Source organism: Rhodoferax lithotrophicus (genome assembly GCF_019973615.1).
GTDB lineage: Bacteria > Pseudomonadota > Gammaproteobacteria > Burkholderiales > Burkholderiaceae_C > Rhodoferax > Rhodoferax lithotrophicus.
In genome coordinates this window covers 4,650,051-4,675,575 of sequence record NZ_AP024238.1, presented here as the reverse complement: position 1 = coordinate 4,675,575, position 25,525 = coordinate 4,650,051, and the positions used below count along the sequence as shown (strand labels likewise).

At 58.3% G+C, this 25,525-nt stretch carries 24 protein-coding genes; 20 read left to right on the top strand and 4 right to left on the bottom strand.

Annotation, left to right across the window (positions count from 1 at the left end):
- The first annotated feature begins 16 nt into the window (after nucleotides 1-16).
- The 11 genes from LDN84_RS21565 (at nucleotide 17) to LDN84_RS21515 (ending at nucleotide 10,274) form a co-directional block, all read left to right on the top strand.
- The gene (locus tag LDN84_RS21565; protein WP_223905823.1) at nucleotides 17-1,639 is read left to right on the top strand and encodes a carboxyl transferase domain-containing protein; all 1,623 of its coding nucleotides are present in this window, start codon (nucleotides 17-19) and stop codon (nucleotides 1,637-1,639) included.
- Nucleotides 1,640-1,667: 28 nt separating this feature from the next.
- Nucleotides 1,668-2,444: an enoyl-CoA hydratase/isomerase family protein gene (locus LDN84_RS21560; protein WP_223905821.1), complete on the top strand. Its 777-nt coding sequence runs from the start codon at nucleotides 1,668-1,670 to the stop codon at nucleotides 2,442-2,444.
- A gap of 78 nt (nucleotides 2,445-2,522) precedes the next feature.
- Nucleotides 2,523-3,518, top strand: coding sequence for an AAA family ATPase (locus LDN84_RS21555; RefSeq protein ID WP_223905819.1), 996 nt, complete (start codon nucleotides 2,523-2,525; stop codon nucleotides 3,516-3,518).
- Entirely contained in the window at nucleotides 3,518-4,132 is a 615-nt protein-coding gene (locus LDN84_RS21550) for a DUF3226 domain-containing protein (protein ID WP_317134810.1), read from the top strand. Before LDN84_RS21555 ends, LDN84_RS21550 begins: the two co-directional genes overlap by 1 nt.
- The gene (locus LDN84_RS21545; protein WP_223905815.1) at nucleotides 4,125-6,125 is read left to right on the top strand and encodes an acetyl-CoA carboxylase biotin carboxylase subunit; all 2,001 of its coding nucleotides are present in this window, start codon (nucleotides 4,125-4,127) and stop codon (nucleotides 6,123-6,125) included. Before LDN84_RS21550 ends, LDN84_RS21545 begins: the two co-directional genes overlap by 8 nt.
- A 107-nt stretch (nucleotides 6,126-6,232) precedes the next feature.
- Complete coding sequence (locus LDN84_RS21540; RefSeq protein ID WP_223905813.1) at nucleotides 6,233-6,625, top strand: VOC family protein; 393 nt, start codon at nucleotides 6,233-6,235, stop codon at nucleotides 6,623-6,625.
- A 123-nt stretch (nucleotides 6,626-6,748) separates the two neighbouring features.
- Nucleotides 6,749-7,678, top strand: a complete 930-nt coding sequence (locus LDN84_RS21535; protein ID WP_223905811.1) for a 2-hydroxyacid dehydrogenase — start codon at nucleotides 6,749-6,751, stop codon at nucleotides 7,676-7,678.
- Nucleotides 7,679-7,944: 266 nt separating this feature from the next.
- Entirely contained in the window at nucleotides 7,945-8,853 is a 909-nt protein-coding gene (locus tag LDN84_RS21530) for a hydroxymethylglutaryl-CoA lyase (RefSeq protein ID WP_223905809.1), read from the top strand.
- 1 nt (nucleotide 8,854) lies between these two features.
- Nucleotides 8,855-9,370: a YbaK/EbsC family protein gene (locus LDN84_RS21525; RefSeq protein WP_223905807.1), complete on the top strand. Its 516-nt coding sequence runs from the start codon at nucleotides 8,855-8,857 to the stop codon at nucleotides 9,368-9,370.
- Nucleotides 9,367-9,651 (top strand): DUF1289 domain-containing protein, encoded by a 285-nt coding sequence (locus LDN84_RS21520; protein ID WP_223905805.1) that lies wholly within the window; start codon nucleotides 9,367-9,369, stop codon nucleotides 9,649-9,651. The genes LDN84_RS21525 and LDN84_RS21520 overlap by 4 nt, the downstream gene beginning before the upstream one ends.
- Entirely contained in the window at nucleotides 9,648-10,274 is a 627-nt protein-coding gene (locus LDN84_RS21515; RefSeq protein ID WP_223905803.1) for a 2-hydroxychromene-2-carboxylate isomerase, read from the top strand. Before LDN84_RS21520 ends, LDN84_RS21515 begins: the two co-directional genes overlap by 4 nt.
- Before the next feature lie 14 nt (nucleotides 10,275-10,288).
- Here LDN84_RS21515 and LDN84_RS21510 read toward each other — a convergent pair whose 3' ends face one another.
- Nucleotides 10,289-11,251 (bottom strand): 23S rRNA (adenine(2030)-N(6))-methyltransferase RlmJ, encoded by a 963-nt coding sequence (locus LDN84_RS21510; RefSeq protein ID WP_223905801.1) that lies wholly within the window; start codon nucleotides 11,249-11,251, stop codon nucleotides 10,289-10,291.
- 209 nt (nucleotides 11,252-11,460) lie between these two features.
- Here LDN84_RS21510 and rplM point away from each other — a divergent pair, with 209 nt between their 5' ends.
- The 5 genes from rplM (at nucleotide 11,461) to erpA (ending at nucleotide 13,970) form a co-directional block, all read left to right on the top strand.
- A complete protein-coding gene (gene rplM, locus LDN84_RS21505) occupies nucleotides 11,461-11,889 on the top strand; it encodes a 50S ribosomal protein L13 (protein ID WP_223905799.1) in 429 nt (142 codons plus the stop codon).
- 9 nt (nucleotides 11,890-11,898) lie between these two features.
- The gene (rpsI, locus tag LDN84_RS21500; RefSeq protein ID WP_223905797.1) at nucleotides 11,899-12,291 is read left to right on the top strand and encodes a 30S ribosomal protein S9; all 393 of its coding nucleotides are present in this window, start codon (nucleotides 11,899-11,901) and stop codon (nucleotides 12,289-12,291) included.
- Nucleotides 12,292-12,370: 79 nt separating this feature from the next.
- Nucleotides 12,371-13,099: a DUF6776 family protein gene (locus tag LDN84_RS21495; RefSeq protein ID WP_223905795.1), complete on the top strand. Its 729-nt coding sequence runs from the start codon at nucleotides 12,371-12,373 to the stop codon at nucleotides 13,097-13,099.
- Nucleotides 13,100-13,133: 34 nt separating this feature from the next.
- Nucleotides 13,134-13,547: a bactofilin family protein gene (locus LDN84_RS21490; RefSeq protein ID WP_223905793.1), complete on the top strand. Its 414-nt coding sequence runs from the start codon at nucleotides 13,134-13,136 to the stop codon at nucleotides 13,545-13,547.
- A 57-nt stretch (nucleotides 13,548-13,604) separates the two neighbouring features.
- A complete protein-coding gene (gene erpA / locus LDN84_RS21485) occupies nucleotides 13,605-13,970 on the top strand; it encodes an iron-sulfur cluster insertion protein ErpA (protein ID WP_223905792.1) in 366 nt (121 codons plus the stop codon).
- A gap of 1 nt (nucleotide 13,971) precedes the next feature.
- Here the strand turns inward: erpA and LDN84_RS21480 are convergent, their stop codons facing one another.
- Both LDN84_RS21480 and LDN84_RS21475 read right to left on the bottom strand, forming a co-directional pair.
- Nucleotides 13,972-15,087 (bottom strand): anhydro-N-acetylmuramic acid kinase, encoded by a 1,116-nt coding sequence (locus LDN84_RS21480; RefSeq protein ID WP_223905789.1) that lies wholly within the window; start codon nucleotides 15,085-15,087, stop codon nucleotides 13,972-13,974.
- 18 nt (nucleotides 15,088-15,105) lie between these two features.
- Complete coding sequence (locus LDN84_RS21475; RefSeq protein ID WP_223905787.1) at nucleotides 15,106-16,476, bottom strand: M23 family metallopeptidase; 1,371 nt, start codon at nucleotides 16,474-16,476, stop codon at nucleotides 15,106-15,108.
- A gap of 139 nt (nucleotides 16,477-16,615) precedes the next feature.
- Between LDN84_RS21475 and tyrS the strand changes: the two genes are divergently transcribed.
- The 4 genes from tyrS (at nucleotide 16,616) to LDN84_RS21455 (ending at nucleotide 22,373) form a co-directional block, all read left to right on the top strand.
- The gene (gene tyrS, locus LDN84_RS21470; RefSeq protein WP_223905785.1) at nucleotides 16,616-17,860 is read left to right on the top strand and encodes a tyrosine--tRNA ligase; all 1,245 of its coding nucleotides are present in this window, start codon (nucleotides 16,616-16,618) and stop codon (nucleotides 17,858-17,860) included.
- A 167-nt stretch (nucleotides 17,861-18,027) separates the two neighbouring features.
- Complete coding sequence (gene alaC, locus LDN84_RS21465; RefSeq protein ID WP_223905783.1) at nucleotides 18,028-19,239, top strand: alanine transaminase; 1,212 nt, start codon at nucleotides 18,028-18,030, stop codon at nucleotides 19,237-19,239.
- Nucleotides 19,240-19,458: 219 nt separating this feature from the next.
- Entirely contained in the window at nucleotides 19,459-20,658 is a 1,200-nt protein-coding gene (locus tag LDN84_RS21460) for an AAA family ATPase (protein ID WP_223905781.1), read from the top strand.
- Nucleotides 20,655-22,373 (top strand): ATP-binding protein, encoded by a 1,719-nt coding sequence (locus LDN84_RS21455; RefSeq protein ID WP_223905779.1) that lies wholly within the window; start codon nucleotides 20,655-20,657, stop codon nucleotides 22,371-22,373. The genes LDN84_RS21460 and LDN84_RS21455 overlap by 4 nt, the downstream gene beginning before the upstream one ends.
- 58 nt (nucleotides 22,374-22,431) lie before the next feature.
- On the opposite strand, the gene LDN84_RS21450 is transcribed toward LDN84_RS21455, so the two are convergent.
- Nucleotides 22,432-25,470, bottom strand: coding sequence for an L-glutamate gamma-semialdehyde dehydrogenase (locus tag LDN84_RS21450; protein ID WP_223905777.1), 3,039 nt, complete (start codon nucleotides 25,468-25,470; stop codon nucleotides 22,432-22,434).
- Between the last annotated feature and the right edge of the window lie 55 nt (nucleotides 25,471-25,525).

Here is a 25,525-nt window from a genome sequence, read left to right as displayed (position 1 = left end):
CTTACCGGCCTACACCATGACGATACTTGACTCCAAACTCAATTCCCGCTCTGCAGACTTTATTGCCAACGCCGCCGCCATGCGTGCTGTGGTGGGCGACCTTCATGCCAAAGTGACTCAGGTCGAACTGGGTGGTGGTGAAGCGGCCCGCGCCAAACACACCGCCCGTGGTAAGCTGCTGCCGCGCGACCGGGTGCAGATGCTGCTTGACCCCGGCACGCCGTTTCTGGAACTCTCCCCCTTGGCCGCGTTGGGCATGTACCCAGACCGCGATGGCAGCGACAGCGCGCCCGGTGCGGGCATCGTCGCCGGTATTGGCCGCGTGAGTGGTGTGGACTGCATGATTGTCTGTAACGATGCCACCGTCAAAGGCGGCACCTATTACCCGATGACGGTCAAAAAGCATCTGCGTGCGCAGGAGATTGCCCAGCAAAATCACCTGCCCTGTATCTACCTGGTGGACTCGGGCGGGGCCAATTTGCCCAACCAGGACGAGGTGTTCCCGGATCGCGACCACTTTGGTCGCATTTTCTTCAACCAGGCCACCATGAGTGCGCAGGGTATTGCGCAGATTGCGGTGGTCATGGGCAGTTGCACCGCAGGCGGGGCCTACGTGCCCGCCATGAGCGACGAGGCCATCATTGTCAAAAATCAGGGCACGATTTTTCTGGGTGGCCCGCCGCTGGTGAAAGCCGCCACCGGTGAGGTGGTCAGCGCCGAAGACCTGGGTGGTGGCGACGTACACACGCGGCTGTCCGGTGTGGCCGACCACCTGGCGCAAAACGACATGCATGCGCTGGCGCTGGCCCGCACGGCAGTCAAGAATTTGTATCAAAACAAGCCTCAAGCGCTTGCAGATCATGCGCCAGTAGCTCCTAAATATGCAGCAGAAGAGTTGTACGGTGTGATCCCGGTGGACACCCGCAAACCGTTTGACGTGCGCGAGATCATTGCCCGCATCGTCGATGATTCTGACTTTGACGAGTTCAAGTCGCGCTTTGGCACGACGCTGGTGTGTGGTTTTGCGCGCATCGAAGGCATGCCGGTCGGCATCATTGCCAACAACGGCATTTTGTTCAGCGAGTCGGCCTTGAAGGGCACCCATTTCATCGAGCTGTGCTGCCAGCGCAAGATTCCGCTGGTGTTTTTGCAGAACATCACCGGCTTCATGGTCGGGCGCAAGTATGAGAACGAAGGCATCGCCCGCAACGGTGCCAAGATGGTCACAGCGGTGGCGACGGCTGCCGTGCCCAAATTCACCATCATCATCGGCGGCAGCTTTGGCGCGGGCAACTACGGCATGTGTGGTCGCGCCTTCAGTCCGCGCTTTTTGTGGATGTGGCCCAACGCCCGCATCTCGGTGATGGGGGGTGAGCAGGCTGCCAGCGTCTTGGCCACGGTGCGCCGCGATGGCATCGAGCTCAAAGGTGGCCAGTGGAGTGCGCAAGAGGAAGAAAACTTCAAAGCACCGATTCGTCAGCAGTACGAGGTGCAAGGCCACCCCTACTACGCCACCGCCCGCCTGTGGGACGACGGCATCATTGACCCCGCCGACACGCGGCGGGTGCTGGCGCTGGGCCTGAGTGCCAGCCGCAATGCGCCGGTGGAAGACACCAAATTTGGCCTGTTCAGGATGTGATGCCTGCCATTTCAAGAGGAGATCCAACATGTCGGCATTGAGCATTTTCACGGGGCCTTTGGCTACCGTCACCCTGAACCGCCCCGAAGTTCGCAACGCTTTCAACGACGAGGTGATTGCCGAGCTCACCGCCGCCTTCACCCAGCTCGGGCAAGACCCGCAAGTGCGGGCCATTGTCCTGGCCGCAGAAGGCCCGGCCTTTTGCGCCGGGGCCGACCTGAACTGGATGCGCCGTATGGCCGACTACACCCACGCCGAAAACCTGGCCGATGCCGGGCAACTGGCCGAAATGTTGCATGTGATCTACACCTGCCCCAAACCCACCGTGGCGCGTATTCAGGGTGATGTCTACGCCGGGGGCATGGGCTTGGTGGCGGCGTGTGACATGGCGGTGAGTGTCGATACGGCCAACTACTGCCTGAGTGAGGTCAAGCTCGGCCTGTACCCCGCCACCATCAGCTCCTACGTGATCCGCGCCATGGGAGCCCGTGCCGCGCACCGCTACTTTTTGACGGCCGAGCGCTTTGATGCGGTGGAGGCCTTGCGCATCGGCTTTGTGCACGCCGTGGTGCCCGCTGACCAACTGGACGACAAACTGGCCGAGATCACCAAGGCGCTGGTCAGCGCCAGCCCCAACGCCGTCAAGGAGTGCAAAACCCTGCTGCACGATGTGGCTGGCAAAGACATCGATGCCGCGTTAATTGCCCACACGGTGGAAGGTATCGCCAGCATCCGCGCCAGTGATGAGGGCAAGGAAGGCGTGCAGTCTTTTCTGCAAAAGCGCAAGCCGAGTTGGCTGGGGTGAAGAAGCTGTTCCGTACTTTTATTGGACAAATACGGTCAGATTCAAACCCATAATGCCCCTTTTCACGGACACACCACCATGCTGACTTCGCTGCACATCCAAAACTTCAAAGGTTTCAAAGACACCCTTATTCCAGAGCTGAGAAAGGTCAACTTGATTGTGGGGGGGCAAAACGTCGGGAAGACCTCTCTGTTGGAGGCGGTTGTTTTTGTGGCTGGGGATGTTCATGGCAGTTCTACACCTGGCGCACGTAGCAGTTTGTCATCTATGTTCAGGCCTTGTGAGGGAGACGGCGATGCGCGAAGGTTTTGGCGTAGTCTGGTTGGGGAGGAGCGCAAACCAGTTAGTGTGGGAGTCCACGCACGGATTGATGATGTGTCTTATGTTTCATGTGGTTATGTGCCCGTTGGTTTTGAACAAAAGTTAAATGGGAGGCTAGCGACGCATGTTGACGGTTTAGGTCGCGTTGATTGGTTTTGCGGTTCTGAGGATCCAAACAAACCGTACCCGAGTGGCGGGCAAATCCCCCAACCTTTTTCCATGCTGCCAAAACCCGCGCAAGAGCAGGTTGAGCTTTATGGCCGACTGGTAACCGGCAAGAAGAAAAAGATTGTTCTCAAACTTTTGCAAAAAATTGAACCTCGTATCGACAGTGTGGATGCGGTGGCCCCTGACGGGGAACACCGGGTTTATGTCGATCTGACAGATGGGCATGTGCTGCCGATTTCCCAGTTGGGCCATGGGTTCACCCGTCTGTTCGAGTTGTATGCCGGGCTGGCAGTAACCGAATCCAAGCTGGCGTTGATTGATGAAATCGAAAACGGCATTCATTACAGTGCGCTGCCAACGTTGCTTCAGGGGGTCCGGGAGTTGGCTGAGGCCAATGGCGTGCAGTCCATCATCACCACCCACAGCCTGGAATGCATCAAATCGGCGTATGAAGTCTTTCAGGACAAACAGGAGGACTTTCAGCTCATTCGCCTGGAGCGTACCGATGACGGTAACGTTCGCGCTGTTGTCATTCATGATGAAAACCTCAAAACGGTGATGGAATCAGGCTGGGAGATCCGCTGATGTTGCTCGATGCCATTACCCAGAGGGTCTTGTTGCTGGTTGAAGGCCCGGATGACCATGCCATCGTTTGTTATCTGCTGGCCAGCATCCATCCAGACTGGAGCCAGTTCATTGATGTGCAGCACAAGGGTGGCGCAAGCGGTCTGGTTCGTGCCGCACGTGCCATCCGGCTTGTTTCGGGTTTTGACAAGGTTCAAAAACTCGCTGTGCTGGTAGATGCTGATGAGTCGCCAGAAAAGACAGATCAAGCCTGGGCTGAAGAAAGACGGCTGTTTTTGGCTGATTTTCCAGATCGACAAATGCAGTATTTGGTGCTGCCGTCATCCATCGCGAAAGGTGCTCTGGAGACCATTTTTTTGCAGTCGCTCAAATCGGATAGCACGAGGTTTCAGTGCGTTTCGTCTTTCATGACTTGTCTTTCAGGTCACACACCTCACACCACGCAAGCTCAAAAAGACAAACTGGCGTTGATCAGTTACATCAACGCATCTGTCAAAACGCCGTACAGCCGAGTAGGAAAAGCGTTGGAGCAAGGTGCCCGAAACCTGTTTGATTTCACCGACCCTGCATTTCAGCCTTTGGTTGTTTTTCTTGAAAGATTATTTGATGTTTAACAAAATCCTCATCGCCAACCGTGGCGAGATCGCCTGCCGCGTTGCAGCTACCGCCCGCCGTCTGGGTGTTCAAACCGTGGCGGTGTATTCCGACGCGGATGCCAACGCCAAACATGTGGCGGCCTGCGACGAATCGGTCTACCTGGGTGGCAGTGCCCCCAAGGACAGTTACCTGCGTTGGGAAAAAATCATCGACGCGGCCCAGGCCACCGGGGCCCAGGCCATCCACCCGGGCTATGGTTTCCTGAGCGAGAACGAAGACTTTGCCAAGGCCTGCGCGGCGGCGGGGCTGGTGTTCATTGGCCCACCGGCTTCGGCCATCCAGGCCATGGGCTTGAAGGCTGAATCCAAACAACTGATGGAGCGCGCTGGGGTGCCTTTGGTGCCCGGCTACCACGGCGCAGACCAAGACCCGGCGCTGTTGCATCTGAAGGCCGACGAGATTGGTTACCCGGTGCTGATCAAAGCCAGCGCCGGGGGGGGTGGCAAAGGCATGCGGGCGGTGGAGCGCTCGCAAGATTTTCTGGACGCGCTGGCCAGCTGCAAACGCGAAGCCATCAACAGCTTTGGCAGTGATGCGGTGCTGATCGAGAAATACGTCCAGCGCCCGCGCCACATCGAGATTCAGGTGTTTGGCGACACGCTCGGCAATTACGTCTACCTGTTTGAGCGCGACTGCTCGGTGCAGCGCCGCCACCAGAAGGTGCTGGAAGAAGCCCCCGCACCCGGCATGACGCAGGCCATGCGCGAGCAAATGGGCAATGCCGCCGTGGCTGCGGCGCGTGCGGTGAATTACGTCGGCGCGGGCACGGTGGAGTTCATCGTGGAGCAGCGCGAAGACGGTAGCATGGCCTTCTTCTTCATGGAGATGAACACCCGCTTGCAGGTGGAACACCCGGTGACGGAGGCCATCACTGGCCAGGATCTGGTGGAATGGCAATTACGCGTGGCCAGTGGTGAACCGCTGCCGCTGGCGCAAGACCGGCTCAAGATCACCGGCCATGCCATTGAGGCCCGTATTTGCGCCGAAAACCCCGACAACAATTTCCTGCCCGCCACCGGCACCCTGGAGGTGTACCACAAGCCTGGCCACAGCAGCTTCTGCGTCAGCCCGGTGCGCTTTGACGACGGCGTGCGCCAGGGTGACACCATCAGCCCGTATTACGACTCCATGGTCGCCAAACTCATCGTGCATGGCGACACCCGCGCCCAGGCGCTGGCACGGCTGGACGCGGCGCTGGCCCAGACCCACATCGTCGGGCTGACCACCAACGTGCAGTTCTTGCGTCATGTGCTCGCCAGTGATTCTTTTGCCAAGGCCAATCTGGACACTGGTTTGATCCCACGGGAAGCGGCGGTGTTGTTCAACCAGGAGCCGGTGGGTCTGGCGCTGGCAGCAAGCGCCGATGTGGCGCAAACCCTGCTGGATGAGCGCCACACACAAACCGCTGACCCGTTCAGTCGTACCGATGGCTGGCGCAGCCACGGCACATTTACCCGCCGCTTTGCGTTTGAGTTTGGTGGGGACACGGTTCAAGCCAGCTTGCGTTATCTGCACGATGGTGCGCTGCATTTCAGCGTGGGTGAGACCGCCGGTGTGCTGGGCTTTGCGGCCACTCCGGAGGGTATCGACTTGCAGTTTGCCGGCCAGCGCACGCTGGTGAATGTGTATCGAAAAGGCGAGGTAGGGCACATCCATACTGCACAAGGAGCTACACAAATCGTAGCAATTGACTTGCTCGCACACGCCGGTGAAGTCCATGCCGAAGGTGGCCGCCTGACGGCACCCATGCCGGGCAAGGTGGTGTCGTTTGCCGTCAAGGCGGGTGACAGCGTCAAAAAAGGCCAGGCGCTGGCCGTGATGGATGCCATGAAGATGGAGCACACCATCGCTGCCCCGCAAGACGGTGTGGTGGCCGAGCTGCTCTACGCGCCGGGCGATCAGGTGGTGGAGGGGGCAGAATTGCTCAAGCTGACTGGCGCTGCTGCTTGAGTGGTGTTGATACCCTCGGAGAGTCATGGCCGATTCGCGCCCTTTGGCGCGCATGAATACCGTTGACAGCTCAGACGCTAGATACTTTTCTCGGGAAGGTTGGCCAGATGTTTTCACATGTGTTTGTCGGTGTCACGGACTTTGAGCGTGCGCTGGCGTTTTACGAGCCGCTCATGAGTGTGTTGGGCATCAAGCAGCGCTTTTGCGAGCCCCAGCGGCCTTGGGCTGGCTGGCAGTCCCAGCCGGTAGCGCGGCCGTTGTTCGTGATTGCGCATCCCCATAACGGTCAGGCCCCCACGCCGGGTAATGGCACCATGGTGGCGTTTCTGGCGGCCACGCGATCCATGGTCCGGCAAGCGCACGCACTGGCCCTGCAAAACGGCGGCACCTGTGAAGGTCAACCTGGGCTGCGCCCTGCGTACCACGAGCATTACTACGGAGCCTATTTCCGTGATCCAGATGGCAACAAACTGTGTGTTGCATGCCATGAGCCTGAATGAGTGGCTTCATCCCCTCAACCCCATCCAGCTTTGCCAGCCCTGGGCTGGATGCAATTTTATGAACAAAATAGGCCTCTGATCCCCGTATATTCTGCGTAAGTAGCTATTTAATTGAAAGCACCTATGTCACCGTTTCGCATCAGCTTTTGTTGCACCAACACCGACCCTGAACCCTGGCTGGCCGGCCTGCGTGCAGCCTTGCCGCAAGCTGAAGTGGCCGTGTGGCAACCGGGGGCCGCGCAGGCGGAGGCCGCCGTCGTCTGGATGCCGCCGCAGCAATTTTTTGACGAGCAGCCCCAGCTCAAGGCCATCTTCAACATTGGAGCCGGGGTGGATGCGTTGCTCAAGCTGCGCTTGCCGCCACAGGCGGTGGTGGTTCGCCTGGAAGATGCGGGCATGGCCGTGCAAATGGCCGAATACGTGTGCCAGGCGGTGATCCGCCAATTCCGTGACCTCCAAACCTATGCCGAGGATGTGCGCGCCGGACATTGGACGTATTACCCGCCGCGCCAGCGCCGTGACTTTTCCGTGGGGGTGATGGGCCTGGGCGCGCTGGGTGCAAGGGTGGCACAGGCGCTGAACACATTCGAGTTTCCGGTCAACGGCTGGAGCCGCTCACCCAAGGTGCTGGACGGCGTGCGGCCCTTTGTGGGTGCGGCGCAGCTCAACGACTTTCTGGCCAGCAGCCGCGTGCTGGTGAACCTGCTGCCGCTCACGCCGCAGACCACCAACATCCTGAACCACGACACGTTGAGTCGCCTGCAACCAGGCGGCTACGTCATCAACGTGGCACGTGGCGCACATCTGGTGGATGAGGATTTGCTGGCGCTGATCCACAGTGGCCATTTGTCGGGCGCGTTGCTCGATGTGTTTCGCACCGAGCCGCTGCCCGCGGATCACCCGTTCTGGCATGAGCCCAAAATCACCCTCACCCCGCACACCTCGGCGCGCACGCTGCGCGAGGACAGCATGGCACAAATGGTAGGCAAGATTGTGGCCATTCAGCGCGGGGAGCCAGTGGCAGGGGTGGTGGATGTGGGACGGGGGTATTGACCTGTTGATTGGCACGCTTGATGTGGTTGTAAATACAATGAATTGATGCCAATCACTTTGGGTTTGTCACGTCTTCTGAAGGAGAAAATCCCATGAACGCGAACAAAAACGCATCGTGTATGACCTTGAAAAGATGCGCTGGAAAGCCACCGGTGCAGGCTGGCAAACCCGTATGGCCGAGCGCCTGAGCCAGGTTCAGTGACCTTTTATTAATCTTCAGTGGGGCACTTGAACCCGATTTGTCTTTAATTGTGATTGAGAGATTTATGACTATTCCTTCCCGCGTCAAACTCGTCGAAGTTGGCCCACGCGATGGCCTGCAAAATGAAAAACAAACCGTGCCTGCGGCGGTCAAGATCGAGCTGGTGCACCGACTGCAGGCCGCGGGTCTGAAAGAGATCGAGGTCACCAGTTTTGTGTCGCCCAAGTGGGTGCCGCAGATGGCCGACAACGCCGAGGTGATGGCCGGGATCAACCGTCAGCCCGGCGTGCGTTATTCGGTGCTGACCCCTAACCTCAAAGGTTTTGAGGCGGCGCTACTTTCCAAACCCGATGAGATCGTGGTGTTTGGCGCGGCCAGCGAGGCCTTCAGCCAGAAAAACATCAACTGCAGCATCGCCGAAAGCATCGAGCGTTTTGCGCCGGTGGTAGCCGCTGCACGTGCGGCTGGTATCTATGTGCGTGGTGCGATGAGTTGCACCGTGGGCTGCCCGTATGAAGGTGACGTGTCGCCGGAGCGTGTCAGCTACCTGGCGGGGCTGATGAAAAGCATTGGGGTGCAGCATGTCGGGGTGGCCGACACCATTGGTGTGGGCACACCGCTCAAGGTGCAGCGTGCCGTGGAGGCCACCTTGAAGCACTTTGACATCAACGATGTGTCGGGTCACTTTCACGACACCTATGGCATGGCGTTGGCCAACACACTGATCTGCCTGCAAATGGGGGTCTGGCAGTTTGATGCATCGGTGGCGGGTCTGGGTGGCTGCCCGTATGCCAAAGGCGCTACTGGAAACGTCGCCACCGAAGACGTGGTTTACATGCTGCACGGCATGGGTATCGAGACGGGTATTGACCTGGACAAGCTCATCGATGCAGGCCAGTTCATCAGCGACTTTCTGGGCCGCCCCACCAACGCACGCGCTGGCAAGGCACTGTTCAACAAAAGGAATTCCTGAAATGTGTGGCGCTGAACTCAAGCCCCTGCCCGAAGGTGTGCAACGGGTCACCCGGGTGCTGCAAGACAAGGGCCACCCGCATGCGCCGGTGATGCTCAGTGATGCCGCCCGCACCGCACAGCAGGCGGCTGATGCGCTGGGCATCCAGCTCGGGCAGATTGCCAAAAGCATCATCTTCAAGCGTAAGCCCGATGCCGCAGCGGTGCTGGTGATCACCTCGGGTGACCGGCGGGTGGACGAGAAAAAGGTGCAGGCGCTGGTGTGTGTGGACGGTCAAAAGCTCGGTCGGGCCGATGCCGACTTTGTCAAGGCCAGCACCGGGTTTTCCATCGGCGGGGTATCCCCTGTGGGCCATGTCAACACACCGGTGACGCTGATTGACCGCGACTTGTTGCGTTTTGATGAAATTTGGGCCGCAGCCGGGCACCCACATGGCGTGTTCCGGTTACACCCGGATGACCTGCAGCACCTGACCGGTGCGCCGGTGGTCGACGTGGCCGCGCAGGAGGCCCCATGACCTTTGATTCAAAAGCTCTGTTTTTTATAGCTACCACCGCTGATGAAATAAGCTCTGGAGGCCAAAAATACACCAAAGGCTTGCCCTCGCCCTGTATGTCGGTGTGCCAGATGGACGAGGCCAGTGGGTTATGCCGGGGCTGCCTGCGTACCCTGGCGGAAATTGCTGCCTGGGGCCATGCGGATGAAGCCTTCAAACGGCAGGTCTGGTCGGACATCAAGGTTCGGGTAGCGCCTTTAATGACGGGCTCTGCCGACGAACTTTTTGGTGTTACCCCATGAAACACATCACCTTTTACCTGGATTTCATTTCGCCCTACGCTTACCTGGCATTTGAAAAACTGCCTGAAGCGCTGATGGGGCACCACATTCATGTCAGCTACAAACCGGTGCTGTTTGCCGGTTTGCTCAAGCATCATGGTCAGCTCGGGCCGGCCGAAATTCCTGGCAAGCGGGAGTGGACATACCGGCAGGTGTTGTGGCTGGCACATCGTCATGGTGTGGACCTGCAGCTGCCCGCTCAGCACCCTTTTAATCCGCTGGGCTTGTTACGGCTGGCCCTGGCCTGTGGTCATGAGGGCTTGATCAATCGCTATGTGGCGGAAACCATTTTTCGCCATGTCTGGCGAGGCGGGGCGGATGCTGCGGATGCCCAGCGCTTGCAAACGCTGACCGAGCAGTTGGCTCCCCTGCAAGACCCGCGCAGCGAGGCGGTGAAGGCGCAACTCAAGGCCAATACCGATCAGGCGATTGCGCAGGGTGTGTTTGGTGTGCCCACGTTGGAAGTCGACGGCAAACTGTTCTGGGGCTTTGACGCACTGCCCATGCTCAAAGCCTATCTGGAGGGAGATGCCTGGTTTGACCAAGCGTGGAACTTGCCACAGCAAGTCACGCGCTGGCCCTGAGGGTGTGGCGAAATTTACCCGCCCGACTCCACCTCAAACCCCTGGTTTTTATCCTGTGCCAGCAACTTGGCGGCAGCGCCCAGCGCGTCTTTCAACGCGGCCTTCAGGGTGTGTGGTGGGTTGATCACAAACACGCCGCTGGCGGGCAGGCCGGGGCGCACCACTTCGCCCTCGGCATCGGTGGTGAGCTTGCTGGATTTGACGGTCAGGCTGGCGTTTAACCACGGGCGGCCTTCGCGCACCGCCAGGGTTTTGAGTCGGCGCGGCAAGTCATGCGCTTCGGGACGCGGAATGATCGGGTACCACACCATGTAAGTGCCCGTGGCGAAACGCTTGACGGCATCGGTCATCATGTCCAGCACACGGGCGTAGTCGGTTTTGAGTTCGTAACTGGGGTCACACAAGACCAGTGCGCGGCGGGACGGTGGGGGCAGGAATTTCTTTAACCCTTCAAAGCTGTCTTCCTGGTGCACCGTGATCAGGCGGCCCGCATCCAGTTGGGCAATGTTGGCACGCAGGGTTTTGGCATCGGTGGGGTGCAGCTCAAACAGCTTCAGGCGGTCACGGTCGCGCCCTTGCAACAGGCTGTGAATGATGAAGGGGGAGCCGGGGTAAACCGTGTGGCTGACCCCTTTGTTGAAGCTGGCCACGATGTCCAGATAGTCTTGCAAGGCGGCCGGCAGGGGCGCTGCTTCGGGCTTTTTGGTTGCTACTGATTTTGTAGCTGATTGCGCTTGTTTTAAAAGGGCTTGAGCTTCATTTTGTTTGGAAATAAGGCGCAGATAGCCATCTGCCGCTTCACCGCTGGTTTGGGCGTAATCGCCGTCCAGCCGGTACAGGCCGGCACCGGCGTGGGTGTCAAACACGTTCAAGGCCGTGTCTTTTTGCGTCATGTGACGCAACACAGCGATCAAGGCAGTGTGCTTGAGAACATCGGCATGGTTGCCGGCATGAAAGGCGTGGCGATAACTGAACATGGGGCGATGTTACCCGGTTGCCCGGGAAATTTGTATAATGCCCGGCTTCGCAGCGCTTTTGTGGTTCCGCGGCGAAGCTTCTCAAATACGTTCCCATGGTGTCCCATCGGGCCGTGTGCTGAGTGAAATCCTACCTAAGAGATTCCCATCAGAGGAACGCCGACCGTAGAAAAGAGCCCGGCAAACCCTTCTTTTTAAAGAGAAATCTCATGTCAACTTTCAGCGCAAAACCCGCTGAGGTCGTGCACGAGTGGTTTGTGATTGACGCGACCGACAAGGTCCTCGGACGAGTAGCCAGCGAAGTTGCTCTCCGTTTACGCGGCAAACACAAGGCCATTTACACGCCTCACGTCGATACCGGCGACTTCATCATCGTCACCAATGCAGCACAACTGCGTGTGACCGGTGCCAAGTCTCTGGACAAAATGTATTACAGCCACTCGGGTTTCCCCGGTGGTATCAGTTCTACCAACTTCCGTGACATGCAAGCCAAATTCCCCGGCCGCGCTTTGGAAAAAGCCGTCAAGGGCATGCTGCCTAAAGGCCCTCTGGGCTACGCCATGATCAAGAAGCTCAAGGTGTACGGTGGTGCAGAGCACCCGCACACTGCCCAGCAACCCAAAGTGTTGGAAATCTAAGGAGCTCTCATGATTGGTGAATGGAACAATGGTACCGGCCGTCGCAAATCCAGCGTTGCCCGCGTATTTCTGAAAAAAGGCTCCGGCCAAATCGTCGTCAACGGCAAAGCTATCGAGAATTTCTTTGGCCGTGCTACTTCGATCATGATTTGCAAGCAGCCCCTGATGCTGACCAACCACGCTGAAACTTTTGACGTGATGGTGAATGTGGCAGGTGGTGGTGAGTCTGGTCAAGCCGGAGCAGTGCGCCACGGTATCACCCGTGCCCTGATCGACTATGACGCAACCCTCAAACCTGAGTTGAGCAAAGCCGGTTTCGTAACCCGTGATGCCCGCGAAGTGGAACGTAAGAAGGTCGGTTTGCACGGTGCTCGCCGTCGCAAGCAGTTCAGCAAGCGTTAATTTTTTTCGCTTCATACCCACAGCCACCCGAATGCAGGTTCTGGTGGCTGTTTGTTTTTTTGCGTCAGGGGAACGTTGAATGCGGCTTCGTTTGTTGATGCGTCGATTGACGGTCAGTGCACCGCGTATGGCGGTGCGCAGTGCTTTGCCTTGGCCGTTGCGTTGGGCCATGTTGGCTATCGTGGCCGGATTTTGTGCGGCGATTGCTTTGTGGGCTTTTGAGTTTGGCAAAGACATCGCGGGTTTGGACAAAGGCAACAAATCGCAACTAGAACATGTACAGCAAGAAAATGCGGCCTTGTTGGCGCAGGTGGGTGTGTTGAAAGACGAGCGCAACAAGGCGCAGTCGATTGCCGATACCGCCGACACCTTGCTCACCGCTGGAAAGGTGACGCAAGAAAAGCTCTCAGAACTGAATCGGCAGCTTCAGGCTGACAACCAGCGCCTCAAAAGTGATCTGGGGTTTTTTGAGCGACTGATCCCTGCATCGGGTGTGACCGGGCTCTCCATTCGTGGGTTGCAAGCCGACTTGCAAAAGACCGGTGAATTGAAATGGCAGGTGTTGATCATTCAGTCCGACAAAAATCCCGTTGAATTTAAGGGTCGACTGGAGTTGACTTTTGTGGGAACGGAAAATGGCCGGCCTTGGACAGGTCCGTTGCCTGGGGGGCCGCAAGCGGTTCAACTTGGGCAATACGGTCGGTTGGAAGGCCTCTTTGCCCTGCCTCCGAATGTGAAAGTGAGCAGCCTTACCGCCAAGGTTCTGGAAGGACAATCGGTACGTGCAGTGCAAACACTGAAACTCTGAGTGACTGAGGTTTATAGCTTTACAGGAGTGACATATGTTCAACAGAAAAAAACAACCCCCCATCAAGACTCTGGTTGCATTGGGTTGCCAAATTGATGGCAATTTTCAGTTCGCCGACGGCTTGCGTCTGGATGGCAGCATCCAGGGCAACCTGGTTGGCCAAGCTGATCACCCCAGTATTTTGGTGATTGCTGAAACCGCGGTGGTGGTGGGTGAGGTGCATGCAGATCATGTGATCATCAATGGCAAGGTGGATGGCCCGGTGCATGCGCGCCAGATGCTGGAACTTCAACCCAAGGCCCGCATCACGGGGGATGTGACCTACAAACTGCTGGAGATGCACCAGGGTGCACTGGTGACGGGTAAGCTTTGCCCCATCGTTGGAGACATTCCGGCCACGGTCAGCGAAGAAAAGCCCACACTCAAATTAGCGGCAAATAACCAGTAGCCCAATACCTGAAGAAATTACTGTAGTATTTACCCATTCAACTTACTGGAGAAATAGATGAGCGCTGTTGCTGAAGCCATTCAAACCGAAATGCCCGCCCCGATCATGTTCACCGACAGTGCGGCTGCCAAGGTGGCCGATCTGATTGCCGAGGAGGGCAACCCTGATCTGAAACTGCGCGTGTTCGTGCAAGGCGGGGGATGTTCGGGTTTTCAGTATGGTTTCACATTTGATGAAATCACCAACGATGATGACACGACCATGACCAAAAATGGGGTCTCTTTACTGATTGATGCCATGAGCTACCAGTATCTGGTGGGTGCTGAGATTGATTACAAAGAAGATCTGCAGGGCGCTCAGTTCGTCATCAAAAACCCCAACGCCACCACCACCTGTGGCTGTGGTTCAAGTTTCTCCGCCTGATTCAGGCAGGGAAAATTCCACCTGCAATACGGGCGCCTGGGGTGCCCGTGATATTTTGTAAAGCCAGCGGTTCACGTCGGATGGCTTTACGTGCCAGCCAGGCAAAAGCGGCAGCTTCCACTTGCAGGGGTGGCAGTCCATGGGCTGCCGTCGATTGCACCGTGAACTGCGGCAGCAAAGTCTGCAAGCGCTGCATCAAATGTTGATTAAATGCACCGCCACCACACACCAGGATGGATTTGCTATTTAAAGCATAGCTGTTTGCGCATTCTGCACAAGCTCTAACGGTCAATTCTGTTAATGTTGCCTGAATATCCTGAGCTGCCAACCCGGGGTGTCGGGTCAACCTGGTTTGAAGCCATGCAGGATTGAACAGATCGCGGCCGGTGCTTTTGGGTGCAGGCAAGGCAAAGTAGGGCTCTGCCAACAAGGTACTCAGCAGTCCGGCGTGGATTTGACCACTGGCGGCCCATGCGCCACCTGCATCAAAAGCCTGATGGCGTTGTTGTTGGCACCAGGTATCGATCAGCACATTGCCGGGGCCGCAGTCAAACCCCATCACATCGTGGCTCAATTCGGGGCCGATGACCGTCAGATTTGCCATGCCGCCGATATTCAGTACCGCAGTGGTCTCGCCCAAGTGGCCAAACACAGCCTGGTGAAACACCGGTACCAAAGGAGCTCCCTGGCCACCGGCTGCCACATCACGGCTGCGGAAATCTGCGACCACGTTAATGCCTGTCAGCTCAGCCAATAGTGCCGGGTTACACAGTTGGATCGTGTAGCCGGTGCCGCCATGGATGTGTGGCTGATGACGCACGGTTTGGCCGTGAGCCCCCAGGGCGATGATCTGCTGGAATGTGCTGCCTGTGGCGGCCAACAGTTGTTGAGCCACATCAGCATACACCTGCATCAAGGCATTGGCGGCCAGTGCTGCCCGGTGCAATTCATTCAGGCCAGGCTGATTCAGCGCTAATAACTCGGCCTGCAGGTTCGCAGGCAAGGGGGCGCTGGCATGAGCCAGCACTTGGCAGGAAGAGGAATCAAACTCGGCCAGAACGCCATCCACCCCGTCCAGCGAGGTGCCAGACATCAAGCCGATGTACAGCTCTGGCATGCGGGGGAAACCGTGGTGTTATTGGACGCTGGACATCTGGATGCTGGCAGCGGCATTCAGTGCAAGTTTGGCTTGTTGGGCCTGGCGGTCAAAACTTGGTTTGAGTGAGGCGGGTACCGGGACGGTTTCACTTTGTTGGGCGAATTTCATCGGGTCATGCTGGACACCATTGGTGCGCACCTCAAAGTGCAGATGGGGGCCGGTGGCCCAGCCGCTTGAGCCGACCAGGCCAATGGTTTGACCCTGTGACACGCCTTGGCCACGCTTCACCAGGATTTTGCTCAAATGGGCATAAACCGTTTCGGTGTTGCCGCGGTGCTTGACGAAGATCACATTGCCGTAACCGTTTTGTGAGCCCGCAAATTCGACCACGCCATCGCCCACCGTGCGTGCTGGCGTACCCGTGCTGGCCGCAAAGTCTGTACCGAGGTGGGCTCGCCATTGTTTCAGGATCGGGTGAAAGCGCATGGCAAAGCCACTGCTGACCCGTGAAAACTCGACGGGCGAGCTTAGAAATGCTCTGCGTAAACTGGTGCCATCCAGCGCGTAATAACCACCTTTGCTGGCAATACCTTGTGCATCAGTTCCGCTGGGCTGGAACCACATGGCCTGATAAGACTTGCCCGCGTTGACAAATTCGGCACTGAGCACCCGCCCGGTGCGCAGTGGTTCACCATCACCCGACAGGGTTTCATAGACCACTGAGAAGCGGTCACCTTTGCGCAGGGAACGGCGAAAGTCCACTTCGGAGGAGAAAATTTCAGCAACTTGCACTGCAATGGCATCCGGGATCTTGGCATCGTCGGTGGCGGCAAACAGTGAGCTTTGAATGGTGCCACTGGCCAACTGACTGCTGGCTTGCAGTGCTGCTGTTTCAATGTGGGAGGTGAATTTTGTACCCTGGCGCTTGACCACCAGGCGCTGAAAGTTGCCACTGTCATCTGAGGTCCAGCGGGCAGTGAGTGTGCGTAAGCCCTGGCTTTCCTGCACCTCTGCGGTGAGGTTGCGTCCAGCGCGGCCCAACAAGGCCTGGCGTGTTTGGGGGTCATTGCGTAAAAAAGCGGCGGCTTGTGCATCATCAATGCCCAGACGCTTGAGCAATGTGTCTATGGTGTCACTGCTGCGGGTGATGTCCGAGCGGTACAACACCAGCCCATCAACAACGGGCGTGTCCATTGCGGTGTTGTACGCGGGTTGAATATTTTCAAGCACCTCACGCACTGGCAGGTCAGACGCATCTGGAGCCAGATTGGCTACGGCAAATGCGCCGCCGCCGCCGCCGAGCAGCAATGCGGCCACGGCTGCTGTAATGTGTTTGGGATGTTTTTTGAGAAATTGTGTGGCAGCGCTTGCAATCAGTTGCCCGTTGGTTGTCAATGTGTTGATCAAAACAGAATCCAGAACGAAAGAGTGTCGGAAGGAAGCAACAACTGAGCCCAATAAGTGGTGCGTTGCCCACGTAAAATCGCTAAAAAAATTAGCTTTAGAGTATAAACCCGGCCCCATCGGCTGCATCCGTAAAAACCCTATGTCTCAAGTCCAAACGCCGTCCTATTTCGTTACTGATCGTGTCAAGGAGGCTTTGGCCGTGACTTTGCGTGGTTGTGAGGAGCTTATTCCGCAAGACGACTGGGTCAAAAAACTGGCCCGCTCTGAAGCCACCGGAACTCCTTTGCGTATCAAGCTGGGGCTGGATCCCACCGCACCGGATATTCACATTGGTCATACCGTGGTGCTCAACAAGATGCGCCAATTGCAGGATCTGGGCCACACAGTGATCTTCCTGATCGGTGATTTCACCAGCATGATTGGCGACCCGTCTGGCCGCAACAGCACCCGCCCGCCGCTCACCGCCGAGCAGATCAAGATCAACGCCGAAACCTATTACCGCCAGGCCAGTCTGGTGCTGGACCCGGCCAGGACGGAGATCCGCTACAACAGCGAGTGGAGCGACCCGCTGGGGGCTCGCGGCATGATCCAGTTGGCCAGCCGCTACACCGTGGCACGTATGATGGAGCGCAATGATTTTCATGACCGCTTCAAGGCGGGAACCCCCATTGCGGTGCATGAATTCCTCTACCCGCTGATGCAAGGTTATGACAGCGTAGCGCTCAAGAGTGATCTGGAGCTGGGCGGCACCGACCAGAAATTCAACCTGCTGATGGGGCGCACCCTGCAGGCCGAATACGGCCAGGAACCGCAATGTATCTTGACCATGCCCTTGCTGGAAGGCCTCGACGGTGTGGAGAAAATGTCCAAGAGCAAAGGTAATTACATTGGCATTTCTGAGGAACCCAACACCATGTTTGCCAAGGTGTTGAGCATTTCAGACGTGTTGATGTGGCGCTGGTACACGTTGCTGAGTTTCCAGTCAGAAGCGCAAATTGCCGCGTTGAAAGCCGAAGTTGCCGCCGGGCGTAATCCGAAAGATGCCAAAGTGGCGCTGGCCAAAGAGATCACCGCACGTTTTCACAGTGCGGCCGCCGCTGAAGCGGCTGAGCTTGACTTCATCAACCGCAGCAAGGGTGGTATTCCAGATGAAATCCCCGAGCTGACATTGCCGCTGGGCGAAGGTGGTGTCGCTGTGGGTATTGCCGCCCTGCTGAAATCGGCTGGCCTGGCAGCCTCCAGTGGTGAGGGTAACCGCCTGATAGACGGCGGTGGTGTGCGTATTGACTCCGCCGTGGTCAGCGACAAGGGGCTCAAGCTGGGCGCAGGTACGTATGTGCTGCAGGTGGGCAAGCGCAAGTTTGCGCGCGTCACGCTGGCATAAGGGTTGCGGTTTCGGGTGGATGTGTTGAAGTGATCACCGACCCGTTTGATCTTTAAGACCTTGGGCTAACGTCTCGCAGTTTTGCACTCGGTTAACATGCACGTGGGCCGGCCTTTCTGCCGGCCACGTCGCTCGGACGGTTCCGGGCGCTTACGTGAAAGTTCCACATGACTGCATCCTCCGCAGGCAAGCGCCGTTTTGCGCGCATTGACCGCCTTCCCCCCTACGTTTTCAACATCACCGCCGAGCTCAAACTCGCCGCGCGCCGCCGTGGTGAAGACATCATCGACATGAGCATGGGCAACCCCGACGGCGCGACACCTGCGCACATCGTGGCCAAGCTCACCGAAGTGGCGCAGCGCCCCGACACCCACGGCTACTCAGCCAGCAAAGGCATTCCGCGCCTGCGCCGCGCCATCAGCCACTGGTACAAGGAGCGCTACGCGGTCGACATCAACCCCGACACCGAGGCCATTGTCACCATCGGTTCTAAAGAAGGCCTGGCGCACCTGATGCTGGCCACGCTGGATCGTGGCGACACTGTGCTGGTGCCCGACCCCAGCTACCCCATTCACATCTACGGTGCGGTGATTGCCGGAGCCGACATCCGCAGCGTGCCGCTGACCGAAGGCGTGGACTTTTTTGCCGAACTGGAAAAGGCCATTCGCGGCAGCTACCCCAAGCCCAAGATGATGGTGCTGGGCTTTCCCAGCAACCCGACCGCGCAGTGTGTCGAACTGACATTCTTTGAAAAAGTGATTGCGCTGGCCAAAAAACACGACATTTTTGTGGTGCATGACCTGGCCTATGCCGACATCGTGTTCGACGGCTGGAAAGCCCCCAGCATCATGCAAGTGCCTGGGGCCAAAGACATTGCGGTGGAGTTTTTTACCCTGTCCAAAAGCTACAACATGGCCGGCTGGCGCGTGGGCTTTATGGTCGGCAACCCCGACCTGGTGGCGGCATTGGCACGCATCAAAAGTTACCACGACTACGGCACTTTCACCCCGCTGCAAGTGGCCGCCATCGCCGCGCTGGAAGGCGACCAGACCTGCGTCAAAGAGATCGCCGCCACCTACCAAAGCCGCCGCGACGTGCTCTACAAGGGCCTGATGGACGCGGGCTGGCAGGTGGAATGTCCGAAAGCCAGCATGTACATCTGGGCGCGTATTCCCGAGCCCTACCGGGCGCTCGGCTCACTGGAGTTTGCAAAGCAGTTACTGAGCAAGGCCAAGGTGTCGGTGTCGCCCGGCATCGGCTTTGGTGACCACGGCGACGAGCATGTGCGCTTTGCCCTGATCGAAAACGAAGCCCGCATCCGCCAGGCGGTGCGCGGCATCAAGGCGATGTTCAAGGCGGATGGGGTGATGGGGGCATAGGCTCAAGGAAAACTCCTAGGCCACCCGTATCAAATGATGGGGTGGCCCGTACATCGCCACGTGATATAGCTGCCCGCGAGGCTCTTGATTTGGTTAATCACGTTCGGCACGGAACTCACTATCGTGCTCAGCCGTTGGCGGTCCACCATGGTCAACTCAATCACCTCAAATGAAAAATAAAAATACAATGAATATATCGTAAATAAAATTCATCGTATTATGAAACCCAATCCTGGCGGCATGCTTCAGATCAGCGACATCATGGGGCGTGATGCGGTGGTCGCTTACTTGCAGTCCACCCTTGAACAACAAAGCATTTTGCTGGTCGCAGAGCGACGAACCGGCAAAACCCATGTCCTGGAAAAGTTCAAGGCTACTGCCCCAGAGAACTGGGTAGTCATCAAACGTGACATCGGGGCTATCCGCAGTGCGCAAGAGTTTGTGCAATACGTCATGGCCGATCTCTACCCGCACCTGGAGACTAAAACCAATTTCCGAAATTGGCTGCAAGGGTTGGGTGAACAAATTGGTGGGGCTCAAATTGGCCCCGTGAAATTGCCCAATTTCGCGGGCAAGCAATGGAAACAAATCCTCAGTGATGCCGTCGCCCACCTGCACGACAACCAGGCAATAGATCGCGTCGTCTTCTTGTGGGACGAACTGCCGTGGATGCTGGAAATCATCGCCAAGAACAACCCGCAAGAAGCCATGGAGCTGCTGGATGTGTTGCGTGCCCTGCGCCAGCAGCACGCCAGCAAGCTGCGCATGGTGTTCACCGGCTCACTCGGGCTGCACCACATCGTGCGCAGGCTCAAGGCACAGGGATACAACAACACACCGGTCAACGACATGCTGGCCATTGAGGTGGAGCCACTGTCGCTGACCGATGCCACCAGCCTGGTGCAGCGCCTGCTTGCCGACAACGGCTTGTCCGTTACCTCAACCGCTGTGTATGAAGAAACGGCCAAGACGCTGGACTGCATTCCGTTTTACATCCACCACGTAGTCTCTGCATTGCTGAAAAATCCTGCATCCAAAACCCAGCCACTGGACATGATTGCCGCACACGCAGTGATCGACCATGGCATCCACTCCAGCGACAACCCCTGGGATTTGCAACACTACGAAGAGCGCACACAGGACTACTACCAGACCCAACGTGCCGAGTGCCTGGCCTTGCTCGACGCGGTGGCATCCCATGTCACACCACTGCCGATGGCAGATGCCATTCGGCGTGCCAAAGCTGCGCGTCCCTTGGTGGAGCAGCAGCAGTGGATAGAGTTGTCGCGCCTGCTGGAGCGTGACCACTACTTCACCCGTAACGCAACGGGCGAGGTCAGCTTCAAATTCACCGTCGTCAAACGCTGGTGGGTATGGCATCGCGGGCTGACGCTACAAGCTGCAGGAGGCGCAGCATGAGCAAAGACAGCAACACCCCCACGCTGACGAGTAAAGCCCTTTACCTGTCGCATTTCACGCCCAGCATGATGGCCCCGGAAACACTGGAGACCCTGCTGGTACAACGCGGCCCCCTGCTACAGCGCAGCCTGGACAACGTGCTGGAAAGCCTGCGCACCAGCAGCAGCCACCACACCCTGTTTGTCGGGCCAAGGGGCATTGGCAAAACCCACCTGATTGCACTGCTGCACCACCGCTTGGCACAAACCAAAGAGGCCAAGAACCAAGCCCTGATTGCCTGGATGCGCGAGGAAGAATGGGGCGTGACCAGCTTTTTCGAGTGGGTGCTGCGCATCTTGCGCACCCTGGATGCCAGCTACCCCGAGTTGCAAGTGGATGCCCGCACCACGCCGCTGTATGAATTACCTCTAAAAGAAGCAGAAAAGCTGGCCGAGTCCATTCTGCTGGAAGTGCTGGGCAGCAAGCGCCTCGTCGTGCTGCTGGAAAACCTGGACGACTTGTTCGACCAACTGGGTGAGCAAGGCCAAAGGGCCTGGCGCGCCTTCATCCAGAACCACAACAACATGGTGCTGGTGTGCACCACGCCAGCGTTGTTTGCCGGGGTGAGCTTGCAGAAGTCGGTGTTCTACGGCTTCTTTGACATCGAAGCCCTCAAGGAACTGGACTTTGAAGACGTGGTGAGCCTGCTGAGCAAAATTGCGGTGGAACGCGGTGACCGGGAACTGGCCGCCTTTATTGCCACCTCCGAAGGCCGCGCCCGCATCCGGGCCGTGCACCACTTGGCCGAGGGCAACCCGCGCATCTACATCATCTTCGCCCAGTTCCTGAGCGCGCAAGCGCTGGATGAGTTGGTGCCGGCCTTCATGCACACCCTGGACGAACTCACGCCCTATTACCAGGCACGCATGAAAGAGCTGCCGGGGCAGCAACGCAAGATCGTCGAGTATCTGGTGAATTATCGCGGCGCGGCACCCGTCAAACAAATCGCCAAGTCCTGCTTCATCACGCAGCAGGTCTGCTCCAGTCAGCTCAAGCAGCTCAAGGACAAGCGCTATGTGCGCTCGATTGAGCAGGGGCGAGAGAGTTACTACGAATTGTGCGAGCCGCTGATGCGGCTATGTATGGAGGTGAAAAAGCAGCGGGAGGAGCCGATCGGCCTCTTTGTGGACTTCTTGCGGATTTGGTACACGACGGATGAATTGATGACCATGCTGCGCGACCCGGAAGTCATCTGCCGAATGGACATGAGATACCTTGAACGGGCACTTTTGCTGGCGCAAGACACGAACGCTGATCCCAAAGTGCTAGCGATACACGGGGCAATAGAAAAGGCATGCAACGCGGGACAGTCTTTGGAGGTGTTCAATCTCATGGACGAACTGAAAGCTGTTGGCAGCGATACCAACTCGGCATGGTTACGATTTGGGCGTAGATTGTTTTTATCAGCGCCTCCAGAAGACACCGTGCTTAACGAAAGAGTTGCAGCGGCCTACTCCGAATCATTTGCAAATCTCGTTGATTTGCAACTTCAAAACCCAGCCAGCAAAGTTCTGATGGCGATGGCCTCGGAGGAGCGCAAATTGATTGAGCGCTTTGCTGTCGTCTTTCAGCAGATGCAAAAGAGTTCAATTGAATATCAACAAGCTTCGTCGACATCGTTCAGGGGCGTGGGCAGGGCGGATGTCGGGGGCGATTTCAAAAAGCGAAGCGTATGAGCCCCCGGCATTCGCCTTGCCCGCGCCCCGGGTTCAGAGCGCAGTCGTTACCCGCCCCTCACCCCGCTAACAACGCCGCATTCCCCCCCGCCGCCGTGGTGTTGATGGTCACGGTCTGCTCGGCACAGAAGCGGTACAGGTAATGCGGCCCTCCAGCTTTCGGGCCGGTGCCTGACAGGCCTTCGCCGCCAAACGGCTGCACGCCGACCACCGCACCGATCTGGTTGCGGTTGATGTAGACGTTGCCAATGTGGGCGGCGTGGGCCAGTTGCTGGGCGCGACTGTCGATGCGGGTCTGGATGCCGAGGGTCAGGCCGTAGCCCAGGGCGTTGATTTGCGCAATCACCGCCAGCGGGTCACCCTTCCAGCGCACCACGTGTAACACCGGGCCGAAGATTTCGGCTTTCATGTCGCTGATGCTGGCCACCTCAAAGGTTTGTGGCGGGATCAGGTTTGCTATTTGTTTAATAGCTGTTTGCGCATTATCTGCCTTGGCTAGAGGCTGATTTTTCATCAATTCGAGCAAAGGCGTGGCTTCGCGGTGCAAGCGCTGCAAGTGGGTCTGGATGCCCTCGAACGCCTCACGGTCAATCACCGGGCCGACATCGGTGGCCAGATCGGCCGGGTCTCCGGCCACCAGCTCTTGGGCCGCGCCGCTGATCATGGCGATCACCTTGTCGGCAATGTCTTCGTGCACACACAGCAGGCGCAGGGCTGAGCAGCGTTGGCCCGCGCTGCGGAAGGCGCTTTGCATCACCGCGTCGCTGACTTGTTCGGGCAGCGCGGTGCTGTCGACCAGCATGGCATTGATGCCGCCGGTCTCGGCAATCAGCGGAACGATCGGGCCGTCTTTGGCGGCCAGAGTCCGGTTGATGATCTTGGCGACCTGGGTCGAGCCGGTGAATACCACACCGGCCACGCCGGGCGCAGCCACCAGCGCTGCGCCCACGGTTTCACCGGGGCCATGCAGCAGTTGCAACGCGCCTTCGGGCACACCGGCCACATGCAGCAGTTTCACGGCTTCCAGCGCCACGCCAGGGGTTTGTTCGGCTGGTTTGGCCAGCACGGTGTTGCCGGTGGCGAGTGCCGCTGCCACCTGTCCGAGGAAGATGGCCAGCGGAAAGTTCCATGGGCTGATGCAGACCCAGGGGCCGCGCCCGGTCAGGCGCAGCTCGTTGCTCTCACCGGTGATGCCCAGCACGCTGTCGCCTTCCATGCCGGGCATGGTTTGCGGTTGCATGATGAGTTCAGCTTGGGCTGCGTAGTAGCGCAAGAAGTCGATGGCTTCGCGCACTTCGCCGACCGCATCGTTCCAGGTTTTGAAGGCTTCCTTGACCAGCAGGGCGCAAAAGCGCGGCAGCTCGGCTTGCAGGGCATCTGCGGCACGGCGCAGCGTGGCGGTGCGTTCAGTCACCGGTAATTTACTCCATTTTTGATAGCTGCTTGCGCTTGTTAATAAAGCGCTAGAGGCCAATTTGGCATCAAACTCTGGCACGTGGGGCACTTGCACACTGGCGTAAGCGGCCAGCAGCGGGGCACGCAGGGCGGGCACACTCAAGTCGAGCCCCGTGCTGTTGGCGCGGTGCAGGCCAAACAGGTCGGGCGGCAGCGGCAAGGCGGGCTGCGGCTCCGGGTGCAGCGGTGAAGTCAGCAGCTCGGGGATCGGCACGCTGGCATCGGCCAGTTGGTGCACAAACGAGGAGTTGGCGCCGTTTTCCAGCAGGCGGCGCACCAGGTAGGCCAGCAGGTCTTTGTGCGCACCGACCGGGGCGTAGACGCGGCAGGCCACCGCCGGGTTGTTCAAAATCTCGCGGTAAATACCTTCACCCATGCCGTGCAGGCGTTGTAATTCAAAAGCCGATCCACTGCGCTCTGCCATGTGCAGAATGGCGGCGGCGGTGGCGGCATTGTGGGTGGCAAATTGCGGGTAGATGGCATCGGGCGCGGCTAGCAGGGTGCGGGCGCAAGCCAGGTATGAGATGTCGGTGTGGTGTTTGTGGGTGAACACCGGGTAGTGCGGCAATCCCAGCTCCTGGGCGCGTTTGATTTCGGCATCCCAATACGCGCCTTTGACCAGGCGGCACATCAGGCGCAGCTTGTATTTCCGGCCCAGGGCGATCACATGGGTGATCAGGTCGAGTGCGCCGAGTTGGTAAGACTGCAGCGCCAGCCCAAAGCCGCGCCAGTTCGGGTAGTGCTGCGCCACCTGGGTCAGCAAGGCCTCAAATACCTCCAGCGACAGCTCCAGCCGGTCCACCTCTTCGGCATCGATGGTGAGGTTGATGTTGGCGCGTGCCGCCTGTTCACACAGGCCCCACACGCGCGGCACCAGCTCGGCCATGACACGGGTGTGTTGCGCATCTTCATAACGCGGGTGCAGGGCGCTGAGTTTGATGGATATGCCGTCGTTTTGCTCACAAGCCCTTGCTTGAATTGCGCTAACAGCTATAGATTCAATAGCTTTTTGGTAGCTTGCCAGATGCACCAGCGCATCAGCATCGGTGCGGGCACCTTCGCCCAGCATGTCGTAGCTGTAGCGCAGGTTGGCTTGTTTGCGTTGGGCGGCCGCGGCTTCTTTCAGGCCTTCGGCAATGGTCTGGCCCAGCACAAACTGGCGGCCCAGCAACTGCACCGCACGCAGCGTGGCGGCCACCACGGTTTTGGCCCCGAGTTTGGCCATCAGTCCCGGCTCGGCAGCGCTTTGATCGGCCCCCGGTGCGGGGGGCAAAAAGTGTTTGCTCATGGCAATGGCGGTGCTGGACAGGCGCGACAACACCTTGTCGCTGCTGCCCTCAAAGTCGGCCCGACCGAGTTGGTCGGCGGTCAGGGCAATCGCCGTTTCGGCATCGGGCACCCGCAGCAGGGCTTCGGCCAGGCGCATCAGGGCCAGGCCTTCGGCGCTGGAGATCGGGTATTCCTTCAGCAGGCTTTCCATGGCCCAGAAGGGCGGCGGGTTGTTGCGCACGGCTTGTACCCAGGGGGTGGCGGTGCGGATGACGGCGGCCCAGTCCAGGCTGCCTTGTACCGTGGTCAGGTTGTGGGATACCGTTGGTGCTTCGGGGCGGTAGGGGTTGGGCAAGCGTGCAGTTTGTAACAAGTTAGTCTCCTCAATCAAACGAATGCGCTATGTTCTTGGATTCGAAGATGAATTT

Coding starts and splice junctions, on each gene's coding strand:
- LDN84_RS21550 (WP_317134810.1), top strand. CDS start 3,518: ATGTTGCTCGATGCCATTACCCAGAGGGTCTTGTTGCTGGTTGAAGGC.
- LDN84_RS21495 (WP_223905795.1), top strand. CDS start 12,371: ATGCGGCTTCGTTTGTTGATGCGTCGATTGACGGTCAGTGCACCGCGT.
- erpA (WP_223905792.1), top strand. CDS start 13,605: ATGAGCGCTGTTGCTGAAGCCATTCAAACCGAAATGCCCGCCCCGATC.
- tyrS (WP_223905785.1), top strand. CDS start 16,616: ATGTCTCAAGTCCAAACGCCGTCCTATTTCGTTACTGATCGTGTCAAG.
- LDN84_RS21545 (WP_223905815.1), top strand. CDS start 4,125: ATGTTTAACAAAATCCTCATCGCCAACCGTGGCGAGATCGCCTGCCGC.
- LDN84_RS21455 (WP_223905779.1), top strand. CDS start 20,655: ATGAGCAAAGACAGCAACACCCCCACGCTGACGAGTAAAGCCCTTTAC.
- rplM (WP_223905799.1), top strand. CDS start 11,461: ATGTCAACTTTCAGCGCAAAACCCGCTGAGGTCGTGCACGAGTGGTTT.
- LDN84_RS21540 (WP_223905813.1), top strand. CDS start 6,233: ATGTTTTCACATGTGTTTGTCGGTGTCACGGACTTTGAGCGTGCGCTG.
- LDN84_RS21515 (WP_223905803.1), top strand. CDS start 9,648: ATGAAACACATCACCTTTTACCTGGATTTCATTTCGCCCTACGCTTAC.
- LDN84_RS21460 (WP_223905781.1), top strand. CDS start 19,459: ATGAAACCCAATCCTGGCGGCATGCTTCAGATCAGCGACATCATGGGG.
- rpsI (WP_223905797.1), top strand. CDS start 11,899: ATGATTGGTGAATGGAACAATGGTACCGGCCGTCGCAAATCCAGCGTT.
- LDN84_RS21535 (WP_223905811.1), top strand. CDS start 6,749: ATGTCACCGTTTCGCATCAGCTTTTGTTGCACCAACACCGACCCTGAA.
- LDN84_RS21510 (WP_223905801.1), bottom strand. CDS start 11,251: ATGTTCAGTTATCGCCACGCCTTTCATGCCGGCAACCATGCCGATGTT.
- LDN84_RS21555 (WP_223905819.1), top strand. CDS start 2,523: ATGCTGACTTCGCTGCACATCCAAAACTTCAAAGGTTTCAAAGACACC.
- LDN84_RS21520 (WP_223905805.1), top strand. CDS start 9,367: ATGACCTTTGATTCAAAAGCTCTGTTTTTTATAGCTACCACCGCTGAT.
- LDN84_RS21480 (WP_223905789.1), bottom strand. CDS start 15,087: ATGCCAGAGCTGTACATCGGCTTGATGTCTGGCACCTCGCTGGACGGG.
- LDN84_RS21560 (WP_223905821.1), top strand. CDS start 1,668: ATGTCGGCATTGAGCATTTTCACGGGGCCTTTGGCTACCGTCACCCTG.
- LDN84_RS21525 (WP_223905807.1), top strand. CDS start 8,855: ATGTGTGGCGCTGAACTCAAGCCCCTGCCCGAAGGTGTGCAACGGGTC.
- LDN84_RS21530 (WP_223905809.1), top strand. CDS start 7,945: ATGACTATTCCTTCCCGCGTCAAACTCGTCGAAGTTGGCCCACGCGAT.
- alaC (WP_223905783.1), top strand. CDS start 18,028: ATGACTGCATCCTCCGCAGGCAAGCGCCGTTTTGCGCGCATTGACCGC.
- LDN84_RS21565 (WP_223905823.1), top strand. CDS start 17: ATGACGATACTTGACTCCAAACTCAATTCCCGCTCTGCAGACTTTATT.
- LDN84_RS21490 (WP_223905793.1), top strand. CDS start 13,134: ATGTTCAACAGAAAAAAACAACCCCCCATCAAGACTCTGGTTGCATTG.